This is a genomic window from Roseixanthobacter glucoisosaccharinicivorans (genome assembly GCF_043195095.2).
Taxonomy (GTDB): domain Bacteria; phylum Pseudomonadota; class Alphaproteobacteria; order Rhizobiales; family Xanthobacteraceae; genus NCEH01.
Genome location: NZ_JBAFWN020000003.1, coordinates 36,355 through 49,139, shown reverse-complemented (window position 1 = coordinate 49,139; position 12,785 = coordinate 36,355). Strand labels below are relative to the sequence as shown.

The 12,785-nt window shown below is 61.7% G+C and carries 13 protein-coding genes and 1 pseudogene; 11 read left to right on the top strand and 3 right to left on the bottom strand.

The genetic code is table 11. From position 1 onward, the window contains the following. Positions 1-184: 184 nt before the first annotated feature. Positions 185-613: a MerR family transcriptional regulator gene (locus V5F78_RS24170; RefSeq protein ID WP_394015586.1), complete on the bottom strand. Its 429-nt coding sequence runs from the start codon at positions 611-613 to the stop codon at positions 185-187. A 75-nt stretch (positions 614-688) separates the two neighbouring features. On the opposite strand from V5F78_RS24170, the gene V5F78_RS24165 reads away from it, so the two are divergent. After that, positions 689-2,062, top strand: coding sequence for a phenylacetate--CoA ligase family protein (locus tag V5F78_RS24165; RefSeq protein WP_394015587.1), 1,374 nt, complete (start codon positions 689-691; stop codon positions 2,060-2,062). A gap of 85 nt (positions 2,063-2,147) precedes the next feature. On the opposite strand, the pseudogene V5F78_RS24160 reads toward V5F78_RS24165, so the two are convergent. Then, positions 2,148-2,438: pseudogene (locus tag V5F78_RS24160) on the bottom strand (hypothetical protein); the annotation flags it as partial. A 144-nt stretch (positions 2,439-2,582) separates the two neighbouring features. Between V5F78_RS24160 and V5F78_RS24155 the strand changes: the two are divergent. From V5F78_RS24155 to V5F78_RS24110, 10 genes are all read left to right on the top strand, one after another. After that, entirely contained in the window at positions 2,583-3,476 is an 894-nt protein-coding gene (locus V5F78_RS24155; protein WP_394015652.1) for an MBL fold metallo-hydrolase, read from the top strand. Positions 3,477-3,487: 11 nt separating this feature from the next. After that, positions 3,488-3,877, top strand: coding sequence for a rhodanese-like domain-containing protein (locus tag V5F78_RS24150; protein ID WP_394015588.1), 390 nt, complete (start codon positions 3,488-3,490; stop codon positions 3,875-3,877). Further along, a complete protein-coding gene (locus tag V5F78_RS24145) occupies positions 3,874-3,996 on the top strand; it encodes a hypothetical protein (protein WP_394015589.1) in 123 nt (40 codons plus the stop codon). The genes V5F78_RS24150 and V5F78_RS24145 overlap by 4 nt, the downstream gene beginning before the upstream one ends. A gap of 216 nt (positions 3,997-4,212) precedes the next feature. Continuing rightward, on the top strand, positions 4,213-7,278 hold the full coding sequence (locus V5F78_RS24140; protein ID WP_394015590.1) for a heavy metal translocating P-type ATPase: 3,066 nt from the start codon (positions 4,213-4,215) through the stop codon (positions 7,276-7,278). Positions 7,279-7,364: 86 nt separating this feature from the next. Then, positions 7,365-7,889, top strand: a complete 525-nt coding sequence (lspA, locus tag V5F78_RS24135) for a signal peptidase II (protein ID WP_394015653.1) — start codon at positions 7,365-7,367, stop codon at positions 7,887-7,889. Position 7,890: 1 nt separating this feature from the next. Further along, entirely contained in the window at positions 7,891-8,628 is a 738-nt protein-coding gene (locus tag V5F78_RS24130) for a cytochrome c biogenesis CcdA family protein (protein WP_394015591.1), read from the top strand. 36 nt (positions 8,629-8,664) lie between these two features. Further along, positions 8,665-9,687, top strand: a complete 1,023-nt coding sequence (locus tag V5F78_RS24125; RefSeq protein ID WP_394015592.1) for a lipid kinase — start codon at positions 8,665-8,667, stop codon at positions 9,685-9,687. A 10-nt stretch (positions 9,688-9,697) separates the two neighbouring features. Then, positions 9,698-10,570, top strand: a complete 873-nt coding sequence (uppP, locus tag V5F78_RS24120) for an undecaprenyl-diphosphatase UppP (protein ID WP_394015654.1) — start codon at positions 9,698-9,700, stop codon at positions 10,568-10,570. Positions 10,571-10,592: 22 nt separating this feature from the next. Next, a complete protein-coding gene (locus V5F78_RS24115) occupies positions 10,593-11,231 on the top strand; it encodes a cation efflux transmembrane domain-containing protein (RefSeq protein WP_394015593.1) in 639 nt (212 codons plus the stop codon). Between the two features lie 345 nt (positions 11,232-11,576). After that, complete coding sequence (locus V5F78_RS24110; RefSeq protein ID WP_394071876.1) at positions 11,577-12,527, top strand: LysR family transcriptional regulator; 951 nt, start codon at positions 11,577-11,579, stop codon at positions 12,525-12,527. Here V5F78_RS24110 and V5F78_RS24105 read toward each other — a convergent pair. After that, positions 12,522-12,785 (bottom strand): DUF2274 domain-containing protein, encoded by a 264-nt coding sequence (locus V5F78_RS24105; protein WP_394071847.1) that lies wholly within the window; start codon positions 12,783-12,785, stop codon positions 12,522-12,524. The two genes, V5F78_RS24110 and V5F78_RS24105, sit on opposite strands and share 6 nt — an antisense overlap.

The window sequence follows — 12,785 nt, the reverse complement described above, 5'->3', positions numbered from 1 at the left end:
TCTGACGTGCCGGCAACGTCTGGGAGTCCGTAACCCTGGGAGCATCATCGGCGGCGCCGTAAGCAATATCGCGGATCGCTCCGACTTGGAGCCGTCGTTGACTATCTCGACCTCCACGCCTGGGCTATCACTGGCAGCGTTCAATTTTGCCAATGCTGCACTGTGGTAGGCGCGATCCTGCTCGTCATGAGGAGTTTTGGCCGGGACGCGCGGCCAGCGAAACGTGATCGGCCATCACTTCGATGATCCGGCAGTCGGCGACCTTTCCGTTCGCGCAGGATCTGATCATGCGCGTTAGCTCGTCCTTCAAGCCCAGCAGCCGCGCGATGCGATCGTCGACCGCCGCGAGTTGATCTTGGGCGATCCGGCTGACTTCTTCACAGGAGGCATCGGGCATCTCCCGCAGCCCGAGCATCGTGCGAATTGTCGCGATCTCGAATCCAAGTTCGCGCGCGTGACGGATGAAGGCGAGCTGCTGGACGTCCGGTGTGCCGTATCGACGCCGCCCACTCTCCGTTCTGCCAGGCTTCGGCATCAGCCCGATCCGCTCGTAGTAGCGGATCGTCTCGATATTGACGCCTGTGCGTCGGGATAAGGCTCCGATCGCGATCATCGGGGGTTGCTCCTGTAGTGGCTACAGGTTGTACGTGTAGCAAGCGGCTGAAGGTGTGTGAACCTGGGAACGATCATGACCGAGCATGTGATAGGCCTGATCTGGGACGCCTGGCGCACACGAAGGAAGGGCTTCAGCGCAATCGCGCAACGCCAGCGCGCCCGTCTCGCCGACATGGTCACCCACGCCCGCGCCAACTCACCGTACTACCGTGAGCTGTACCGTGATCTGCCGGATCGGGTCGAACGCGCCGAGCAGCTTCCTGTTACCGACAAGAAGACGTTGATGGCTCGCTTCGATGACTGGTGTGTCGATCGACAGATAACCCTGGAACGGGCGCAAGCGTTCGCAGAAGATTCGACGCTTATCGGCGAGCGCTTCCTTGGCAAATACACCCTGCTGACGACATCGGGCACGACGGGAACGCGTGGCGTCTTCGTGGTCGATGACCGGAGCATGGCCGTCACTAGCGCGATGGCCTTTCGCATGCTGACGGCCTGGCTCGGTGCGGGGGATTTCATTCGGATCGTCGCGGGCGGAGGGAGCATGGCGATGGTCATGGCGACGGGCGGCCACCTCGCCTCCGCAGTGGCTGCGGCACGCCTAAAGACGAGCCGAGGCCGACGCCTCGAAGTGCTGTCGGTGCACATGCCTTTGCAAGAGCTCGTGACCCGGCTCAACCAGTTCCGACCGGTGCTCCTCGCGCCTTACGCGAGCATGGGTGCGCTACTTGCAAGCGAACAGGAAGGCGGCCGTCTGCACATCAATCCGGTGTTACTGGCGCTCTCCGCCGAAGGGCTGCCGGAAGGGGAGTACGATCGAATTGCCCGAGCATTTAAGGCAAAGGTCGGCAACAGCTACGCCGCTACCGAGTGCCCGTTCTTCAGCTACAGCTGCGAACATGGATGGTTGCACGTCAACAGCGACTGGGTGGTGTTTGAGCCGGTTGACGCGGGCCATCTGCCGGTGCCGCCAGGTGAGCCTTCCCATACGGTGCTCATCAGCAATCTCGCCAATCGAGTGCAGCCGATTTTGCGCTACGATCTGGGCGACAGTGTCTTGCAGCAGGCCGGACCTTGCCGGTGCGGCAATCCGCTGCCAGCCATCCGTGTGCAAGGGCGATCCTCGGAGGTCCTGACCTTCCGCACCGATGGCGGCGACCGAGTGACCATCGCACCCCTGGCCTTTTCCACGGTGGCGGATCGTACCCCTGGGCTTCAGATGTTTCAGATCGTGCAGACAGGCCCCACGAGCCTTCGCGTGCGCCTGCAAACACGTGGCGCTGATTCGGATCGTGTGTGGGAAACGGTGCAGGCCGGGATCAAACGCCTGCTTGCCGAACATGGCCTTGATCACGTCGCCGTGGAGCGCGCCGAGGAATCGCCGGAACAGTCCAAGGGCGGGAAGTTTAGGCAAGTTCTTCCGCTCGTGGACAGCGCCCGCTCGTAGGTCGCCTGTGGCAAGGAGGACGTGCGAGACAGTAGATGAAGAAGGACAGATCGGTGCCCCGAATTCCACGTGACAAGGGCACCCCGTCGTCGAGACCCTGTACGCCACCTTCCCCGAGCAACGTCTTCTGGATCGCCTTAGGCGTGGCACTGCGGCGCACGAACCGACGCGGATCGTAAAACAGCCGCACCGCTTCCGGGCCCGTCATGCAGATAGTCTTCCGCAGCAGAAGCCGCGTTTCCAACAGGTCCGATCGGTAGCGCCGACACCGGTTCGAGATGAACCTGTATGGATCTCCGGCAAGGGCGAGCGTCGAATCCAGGCCATCCGCTGGTCGTTGACTACGGTCGGCTGCCCTCGCCGTACCGAGTTTCAAACTGAGACACCCACTTAAATTGGGGCTTGATCCTGTAGTCGCTACAGGAAGTAGATTGGCTCAGAATTTATAAGGAGCTTAACGATGAGGGCCGCGGTCGCTGGTGAACCCGAGACTGACTTCCCCCGGTCAGCTCAACGGTCATTGCCCATCCGGAAAGGTCCGATTGTGACGGGCTTTTTCGAGAAACGGACGTTCAGCGTCCAGTATGTCGTCGCGGACCCGGAAACAAAACGCTGCGCCATTATTGATCCGGTCCTGGACTTCGATCCGAAGTCGGGCGCCACCGCCACACCGTCTGCGGATGCCCTTCTCAAATACATCGACCGTGAGGGTTACACGCTTGAGTGGATCCTCGATACGCACCCCCACGCAGACCATTTCTCTGCCGCCGGATACCTGAATGACAGAACCGGAGTTCCGACTGCAATCGGCGCTAAAGTGGTCGACGTCCAGAAGCTATGGAAAGAAATTTACAACCTACCCCCAAGTTTTCCGACCGACGGTTCGCAATGGCACCGGCTTTTTTCCGACGGCGAACGCTTCAAGATCGGCAATATGGATGTCGAGGTGCTGTTCACACCGGGGCATACTCTGGCCTCGATTGCTTACGTCACAGGCGACGCGGCCTTCATCCACGACACGCTTTTCATGCCAGATGGCGGTACGGCGCGTGCGGATTTTCCCGGCGGTAGCGCGAGTGCGCTGTGGACGAGCATCCAGCGCATTTTGGCGCTGCCGGACGAGACGCGCCTGTTCACCGGGCATGATTATTGTCCGGGCGACAGGAAGCCCTTGTGGGAAAGCACGGTCGCCCAGCAGAAGGCCGAAAACATCCACGTGATCAAGGCGATAACGGAGGAGGAGTTCGTTGCTCTGCGGGAAAAGCGCGACCGAGAGCTGCCCATGCCGAAGCTCATTCTGCAGTCGTTGCAGGTGAACATACGCGGAGGGCGGCTGCCCGAGCCCGAGAGCAGCGGTAAGCGCTATTTGAAGATCCCCCTCGATGCGCTGGAGGGCGCACCCTGGGACGAGTAAAGGTGTTAAAAATGGCCAAGAGCGCAAAGGAACTGGTCGCTGAAGCTACCAGAGACATACGGAGCCTCTCGGGCGCAGACGCCGTAGAGCTCATGGGCGACCCGAACGTCGTCTTTGTCGACGTGCGCGAGGGGGAAGAGCTGCAAAAAACTGGCAAGCTCCGGGGCGCTGTGCATGTACCCCGCGGATTCCTCGAATTTTATGCTGATCCCACAAGCCCGACCCACAAGCGGGAGCTCGGGGCTGGGAAGAAGCTGGTGCTCTATTGCGGCTCAGGAAGCCGCTCTGCCCTCGGGGCCAAGGCGCTCTTGGAAATGGGCGTCACCGATGTCGCGCACGTTGCCGGCGGCTTCCCGGCGCTTCAGCAAGCCGGCGGCCCTCGAGAGGAGGCGGACCGATGATGCACGACATGATGGCGGGCGGGATGATGTGGGGCATGGGCGTTTTCGGTCTCCTCGTCATCGTCGTTCTGGTGCTCGGGGCGATAGCCCTCGCCAAATACGTCTTTTCGCGGAAGTGAGCAGGCCCATGCGTTGCGCGGGTCTTCGTAACTGCGCATCCAGCTGGTGCCCAACAAGGGCCCGAGCCTGGAATCTGGCAAGGCAAAATTAAAAGATCAGAAAGAGCCGCCTGCGGCAGCGCCCCCCTTGATTCTGTAGTGACTACAGAATGTATGGTTACCAAGAGAGTGAGAGAGCTTGGAGCCGAGCGCAATGACAACAGTAAGGGGACTGTGATGACTGCTGATGCCGCGATGATGAGCCATTCAAGCAAGCTGCGCTTTAAAGTCGACGGCTTAGATTGCCAGAACGAGGTTCGTGCCCTTCGCGCTGCGGTGGCGCCGCTTGTCGGCGGCGACGACAAGCTGTCCTTTAATACTCAAGCCGGAGTCATGGAGGTGATATCCGAGAACGCTTCGACGATCGACGCTATTCAACGGGCGGTCGCGACGACCGGCATGCAAGCGCATGTCCTTAGGGAGCCAGCGCAGCAATCTGCACCGGCACTGCTGTTTCGGGTCGAAGGGCTCGACTGCAAGAATGAAGTTGCGGCGCTCAAGCGTGAGATTGGTCCGCTGGTTGGGGGCGAGGCTTGGCTGACGTTCGACACCGCGAAGGGGCTGATGACGGTCGCGCCGCAGCGACAGGCGGCCATCGACGACATCATCGGCCGCGTTGCCCCGACGGGCATGCGTGCTTCCCTTGTTGAGGATGGCACGGCCGAGACGTTGCTCTTTCGCGTCCACGGCCTCGATTGCACGAACGAGGTGGCGGCCCTCGCGCGGGAACTTGGTCCGCTTGTCGGCGAGGACAAGCTCGCCTTCGACACCGCGCGAGGCATGATGACCGTGGCCCCCCAGAATCGGGCAGCGCCCGACGCGATCGGGGAAGCCGTGGCGCGAACGGGCATGCGCGCCGAGCCCTGGTCGCCGCCGGCAGTCTCGCTCAGTGCGGCCGACCGCGCCGGAGTGCCTGAAGGTGCGGCGTGCGGCTGTGCCGCAGAGGTGCAGGAGGCACTCAGTCCGCCGATCCCGACACGCTTGCCCGGCCAAGTCGTGTTTCGCATTCACGGCATGGACTGTGCCGACGAGATCGCGGCGTTGAAGCGCGAGGTTGGGCCGCTGGTCGGGGAAGACAAGCTCGCCTTCGATCTCCTCAACGGCCGCATGTCGATCGACGTGACGCCGGAGGCGGCGCTCGAAGCCCGCATCGAGAAGGCGGTGGCTCGTGCAGGTCTACGCTCCGAGCGCTGGATTGAAGGCGACACTAGCGAAGCCGCGCAGGCTGAAGGGCGGCGCAAGCGGGTGCAGTCGTGGCTGACAACCGCAAGCGGCGTGCTCACGGCGTTGGGCTTCGCGGTCCACGCTTGGCTCGGGGGCGGCGTTATCGCAGCCTTCGAGGCAGGTGAACACGCCTTGGCCTCGACCCCAGTGCCGAGCATGGTGCTTTACACGATCGCGGTGCTCTGCGCGGCGCGCTACGTCGCGCCCAAGGCGTGGCTCGCGGCCAAACGGCTTCGTCCCGACATGAATCTGCTGATGATGGTCGCGGTCGCGGGCGCCATCGGTATTGGTGCTTGGTTTGAAGCCGCTACAGTCTCGTTCTTTTTTGCACTGGCGCTGGCGCTCGAGGCTTGGAGCCTCGGTCGCGCGCGCCGGGCGGTTGCCGCCCTCATGGAACTCGCGCCGCCGACAGCGCGCGTCAAGCTCGAAGACGGCTCCGAGCGCGACGTTCCGGCGGCTGAGGTTCGGGTCGGCGCGCACATCATCGTCCGGCCAGGGGACAAGGTGCCGCTCGACGGCCGAGTTGCCGCTGGCGAGAGCGAGGTCAATCAAGCGCCGATCACCGGGGAAAGCGTCCCCGTATTCAAGGCGGAAGGCGACGAGATCTTTGCCGGCACCATCAACGGAGAGGGTGCTCTTGATGTCGTGACCACCAAAGCGGCGAATGACACGACGCTCGCCCAGATCATCCGCATGGTCGGTTCGGCGCAGAGCCGACGCGCGCCCAGTGAGCAATGGGTGGAGAAGTTTGCGCGTGTCTACACGCCCGTGGTGATGGTACTCGCCATTGCGATCTTTCTCGCTCCGCCCTTGCTCTTGGGCGGTGCCTGGGACGTCTGGTTCTATCGGGCTCTCGTGCTCCTCGTGATCGCTTGCCCCTGCGCCCTCGTGATTTCGACGCCGGTGACGATCGTGGCGGCACTTGCCGGCGCGGCGAAGCAGGGCGTCCTCGTGAAGGGCGGCACACATCTCGAAACGCCTGCGCGCCTCAAAGCCATTGCCATGGACAAGACCGGAACACTCACCGAAGGGCGGCCGCAGGTGGTCGAGATCGTGCCGTTTGGAGGCCGTAGCGAAATGGAACTCCTCGGCTTAGCCGCGGCCCTGGAGGCGCGCAGCGCACATCCAATCGCTCACGCCATCCTCGCGAAAGCCGCCGAACTCAAGATCGCCGCCGAGCCTGCCGAGGCCGTCCAAGCCATCGTTGGCCGAGGCGTCACCGGCCGCGTGGCCGGCAGAGAGGTCTGGCTCGGCTCGCGCCGCTACCTTGAGGAGCGGGGCATCAACTCAGATGTAGTTCTGCAGCGGGCCGATGAACTTTCAAGCGCCGGTCGCACCATCGTCGCGGTCGGCGATGGTCAGGAGGTCTGGGGCCTCGTCGCCGTTGCAGATGCCGTCCGCCCGGAGGCGAAAGGCATTGTTACGGCGCTTCACCTCGCCGGCATCAAACACGTCGTGATGCTCACGGGGGATAACCGGGCGACGGCAGAGGCGATTGCGAAGCAAACCGGCATCGACGAGGTCCGGGCTGAACTGCTACCTGGCGACAAGGTGGCGGCCGTGGAAGATCTGGTGCGGCGCTTTGGGTCGGTTGCCATGGTCGGCGACGGTGTCAACGATGCTCCTGCAATGGGACGTGCCAATCTCGGCATCGCCATGGGCGCCATGGGTAGCGACGCCGCCATTGAGACGGCCGATGTCGCACTCATGTCGGATGATCTTTCGAAGCTTCCGTGGCTGGTGCGCCATTCGCGCGCGACGCTCGCCGTCATCCGGCAGAACGTTGCGTTCTCCATTGCTGTGAAGCTTGTGTTCACAGCGCTTACGGTGATTGGCCTCGCATCGCTATGGGGTGCCATCGCGGCCGACGTCGGTGCGTCGCTGCTGGTCGTTCTTAACGGCCTGCGCCTGCTCAACCGCGGTCAGACCAGCACTCAACAGGGTGGCCCCTCCGGCGGCCTCGGCGTTTCGGCGCACCGGCGTCAGACTCCCGCGATCACCGAGACGGCCCCGGCGTAGCTAGCTCAAGCCGCACCGGTACGATTTCGACCCAGCACAAATGCACTGGCCGGGGAGAACGGCTGAACAATGAGGACTGATTGATCGTGGCGTATCCGAAGTTGATTCGACGAACTGCATTGGCCGGTGGTGCCCTAGCTCTCGCGCTTGCGGTCGATTTCGTCACGAAATGGCTGATCGTTAACATTGTGATGGTGCCGCCGCGCACGATCGAGATCGCGCCATTTTTCAATCTGACGCTCGGTTTCAACACGGGCGTCAGCTTCGGGATGTTCCGCGAGCTTTTTCTTGATCGCCCATTGTTGCTCGCCGGAATCAAGATGGTGATCGTGGCCGGACTTCTCGTCTGGGCCATGAGAACCGAAAAGCCATCCGAGACGATTAGTCTCGGCCTGATTGCCGGCGGTGCTACAGGCAATGTGTTGGACCGGATACGTCAAGGTGCCGTAACTGATTTCCTCGATTTCCATGTCGGCGGCTGGCACTGGCCGGCCTTCAACATGGCGGACACGATGATAACGATTGGCGTCGTCCTACTGATCGCAGCCTCCTTTTGGCCGGCGAGGGCGATGATCCCCGTTCAGAAGCGGCCGCGCCGCGCGGGGTACTGACGTGGCGCTCATAGACGTGTCTTTGCTTGGGCTAGCCACGGCTGTGATGGCCGGAGCCATCTCCTTCCTCTCGCCATGTGTGCTGCCGCTCGTTCCGGGCTATCTGTCCTACGTCGCGGGCGGAGCTGACGGGACAGTTGGCGACGGGAGGACCCGACAGCTTCGTATTCTCGGACCGGCACTCCTCTTTGTTCTCGGCTTTACTACCGTCTTTGTTTCGCTGGGGCTGAGTGCCATGGCGCTCGGCGGATTTCTGCAACGCTATCAGATGGAAGCGAACCTGATCGGTGGCGCGCTGGTCGTAGTCTTCGGTATCGCTATGACGGGGCTCCTGCGCCTGCCGATCTCGCTAATGATAGATCGGCGTTGGCGGGGGCCAGAGCAGATTGGAGGCCCCTTCGGAGCCTTCCTCCTCGGCATTGCCTTTGGCTTCGGGTGGACGCCCTGCATCGGCCCGGTTCTCGGTTCGATCCTCACCGTCACAGCGACTTCGGCCGGTAATGGCGCCGTGCTCCTCGGCGCTTATAGTCTTGGGCTCGGCGTCCCCTTTCTCCTCGTGGCGCTGTTCCTCGGTAGCGCGGCGGTAGTCTTGAAACGCATGCGGCGCACTGGCGCGGCGCTCAACGTGGGCGCGGGGGCGGTGATGATCGGCATCGGCATTCTGATGATGACGGGTCGCATGCAGGAGATTGCCATTTGGATGCTGACGACATTTCCAGCGCTTGGCAGCATCGGTTGAGGTGCGCGGCCGCATACGATCGCTCGGTCGGGGCAGATGGGCCGCGAACTCGTCCTCGGGGCATTCGATCCGCCGCTCGATGGCTCCGTCCTGCACGGCAACATTGTGATTTGGCCTTCAAGGAAAACCATGGTGGACCATCAACCAACTAAAAGGCGCGCGCTGCTCTTCTTGAACCCGCGGAGCCGCAGCGGTGGTAATCGCGCAGCTGATGGCGCTGTCAAGCAGCTTGAGGCTGGCGGATTTATCTTGACGTACGGGCTGTGCGCTCGGTCGGCAGATATGACTCGCGAGGTCAGTCGGCATGCTCATCAGGTGGATCTCGTGATCGTCGGCGGCGGCGACGGGACTGTCAACGCCGTGCTCGAGGGCGTTCTAGAGGCTGGCTTGCCGCTCGGCATCCTACCGTTCGGCACGGCGAATGACCTTGCCCGGACACTTGGTATTCCGAGTGAACCTGCAGCGGCGGTCGCGGTCATCGTCGCGGGCTGCACAAGGCGGATCGACGTCGGCCAAGTCAACGACCAGTACTTCGTCAATGTTGCGAGCATGGGCCTGAGCGTTGAACTCGTGCGTCGTATGACTGGCAACCTGAAGCGGCATTTGGGGCGGCTTAGCTACCCGCTGGCTGCGCTAAAAACAGTGTTTTACACGAGGCCGTTCACTGCCGAGGTGGCGACCGCCGATCGCACGATCCGGCTCCACAGTCTTCAGATCGCAGTCGGAAACGGTGTGTTTTACGGCGGCGGTATGGCCGTCTACGAGGCCGCAGCAATCGACGACCAATGCTTGGACTTCTACAGCGTCGAGCCGCGACGATTTTGGCAATGGCCGCTGTTCCTGACGGCATTCCGGCGCGGTCGTAACCGAAATCTTGTCGGCATGCGCGCCTTCTGCAGCCCTGGCCCCCTTGAGATCCGAACTGACCCGCCGCTACCTGTCAACACTGATGGGGAAATCACGACAATGACGCCCGCCCGCTTCAATCTCTTGCCGCGTGCGTTGTCAGTTTTCGTGCCAGCAGGTGACCAACGCCTTCGAGCAGCGCTCGCAAATTAAAGGAGCCTGCATGACGGAAGCTTGTACTCAGGGCGTCGATACTGGATTCGTTACGTTGGGCTATATCAAGGTCGCCGTGCTGGGCGTTGTCCAGGGGATCACCGAACTGCTGCCGATCTCGTCGACGGCGCACATGCGGATCGTACCTGCGTTGCTCGGTTGGCAGGATCCCGGCTCCGCCTTCTCCGCCGCCATGCAGCTCGCAGCACTGGCTGCCGTCGTCAGCTATTTTTGGGACGACGTGAGCCAGTTGGCCACGAACTCGCTCCGCGCCGTTGTGCATCGGGACTTCCGGGACCGACACTTCCGCTTCTCTGTTTGGATTGGTCTCGCGACGATCCCGATCGGCGTGGCTGGCTTGTCTTTGTCGGGAGTGCTGAACGCCTGCAGTTCTCCTTTGCGCAGTCTCACTGTGATCGGTTGGGCCTGCATCGTCATGGCTGTCCTCCTGGCGTTGGCGGAGATTCATGCCCGCCACAGACGAACACTTGAGAATGTGTCCCTCATCGATGCAATGATTGTCGGCATCGCGCAAATCGGCGCTTTGATCCCGGGAGTGTCGCGCTCAGGCTCCACCTTGACCGCCGCGCTTGCGCTCGGCCTGAAACGGGAAGAGGCGGCGCGATTCTCCTTCCTCCTTGGCCTGCCGGCAATTTCCCTGGCCGGCTTCAAAGAAATTTGGGAACTCTACAAAGCTCAGTTGTCTCTCGACGCCTGGTCCATCCTCCTCGTTGGGCTCGCGGTGGCTTCTATTTCAGCTTTCTTCGCGATCTGGGGACTGATGCGCGTGCTCGAGCGCTTTTCGGCTTGGCCCTTCGTGGTTTATCGAGGCGCGCTCGGCATTTTTCTCATCACCGCCATTGCATTGGGCCGACTCACCTGATTTGCGAACGTTGGAAATCTGCATGAGTGCGAAAGACAACAAAGAAGAATCCGAAATCCAGCTTGACGCGAGTAATGCCGCCGAACGCAAGACCCTGTTGTGGGTGCTCGGCATCAATTTCCTACAAGTGATTGTCGCCGGGTTCGTTGGAGTTATTGCAGACTCCACCGGTCTGCTGGGTGCCGCCTTGGACAATTTAGCCGACGCCGGCGTCTACGCGGTGAGCATCTATGCCGTCGGGCGAACGGTCGCAGCCAAGGCGCGTGTCGCACGCCTGTCGGGCGTCCTTCTGATCGTTTTGGGCCTGGCGCTGCTCGTGGAGGTCCTTCGACGTTTCTTCGTGGGCGCTGAACCGATCGGTTTAGCCATGATTGTTACGGCCATCGCAAACGCCGCGACTAATCTGCTTTGCCTGCGGTTGCTGCGCTCGCATCGAGACCAGGGCGTGCACTTGAAGGCGTCCTGGATCTTTACGACTAACGACATGCTGGCCAACGCTGGCATCGTTGTTTCCGGCGCTGCAGTCATGTTCTTCAGGTCACCGCTTCCCGATTTGATCATAGGGCTGGTGGTTGTTGGGATCGTTCTCAAGGGCGGCTGGGATATTCTGAAGGAGGCGCGCGAGGCGCAACGGGAGGGATTGTCGGTTCGCGAAAAATGATTAGCGAGCGGTTCCTCCGCCTTGCTTGGACCGTACTCGCGGCTTGAGGCAACCAGCCTGACTTAGCTGCGACGAATGGCTACCGCAGCACTTCTTCCTCGGCTCCATAAAAATTGGTTCCGCTGCGAGTGCGTGGCGACGAAGACGAATCTGATGCGCTCGTGAGGCTGCGGATCGTTTCGCTGTTCAAGCCTAGAGAACAAACCTCCGATCTTGATCATATTTCTCTTGATCCTGTAGCGGCTACAGCATGTAGCTTGCCGCACGGTCTTGCACGGCTCGATGGCCAAGGAAGCGGGTACGCCGCGATCGTAGCAGCCTCCTGGAAGCAAGAGTGGCCGCGTAATTCAGGCCACGGGAGGTAGCACCCTGACGATCGAACTGCGCCATCTTCGCTACGTTATTGCAGCCGCCGAGCGCGGAAGCTTTCGACGCGCGGCAAAGGCGCTGAAAGTTCAGGAGTCTGCCATCAGCCGACGTATCCCGGATCTCGAAGACGAGATCGGAGCCGCGCTTTTCGTTCGTCACCATGGCGGCGTTCACCTCACCCAGGCGGGCCAGAGATTCGTTATCCGCGCGCGCCGGGCTCTGAGCCAGATTGGCCACGCGGCCATCGATGCGGGTTCGTTCGGTCGTGGTGAGACAGGCGTGGTCCGCATTGGGATATTTTCTTCGCTCGCTTCTGGCTTTCTGTCCGATCTGCTCCGCGCCTATGTCGGAGCGAACCCCGAGGTCCGCCCCGACCTCATCGAAGGGGCCCCGACCGATCACATCGCCTCGGTTCAAAGGCATCGGCTGGATATCGCCTTCCTGACAGGTCAGCCAATCGCGGATGGCTGCGATCTGGCCCATCTCTGGAATGAGCGGGTCTATGTGGCATTGCCCAGCGATCATGAACTAGCGCGAAAGCGAGAGATCGTGTGGGGGAATCTGCGAGACAGACATTTCATTGTGAGTGAGACCGATCCCGGACCTGAGATCCACGACTATCTGGTGAAGCATCTGGCCGATCTTGGGCACCATCCAAGCGTCGAACGCCACGGCGTGGGCAGGGACAACTTGATGCATCTTGTAGCGATCAGACAAGGTCTTACCCTTACAAGTGAAGCGACGACGGCCGCGCGCTTTCCCGGCGTGGTTTACCGCCCGCTATCCGAGGAGATCCTGCCATTCTGCGCAATATGGTCGCCGCAGAACGACAATCCGGCGCTGCGACGGCTTCTCAGTCTGGCGAGAACTATGTCGAAGGCTGCTTTGCCGGGCTTGCTCCTTGCTGATAGGACTGCCGGACTATGAGGGGTCCGCCTCCTTTGGCGCAATTTGCCGCTGAGACGGAATCACGGCTCGCCGAGCCTTGGCGAACACCCGATCGGTCGCCATAAAACGCTCGATCATCGGTGAGATCAGCTTGACCGGGTCGCCAATCGGCCGTCCGGTCTCGCGGGCGAGTACCTGGGAATAGGCCACGAGGTCGCGGTGAACCGACGCCGGCAATTCGATTGAGACCTTGACGGGCTTGTCATCGTCAATGACCCCGAGCTTCAGCTTCACCAT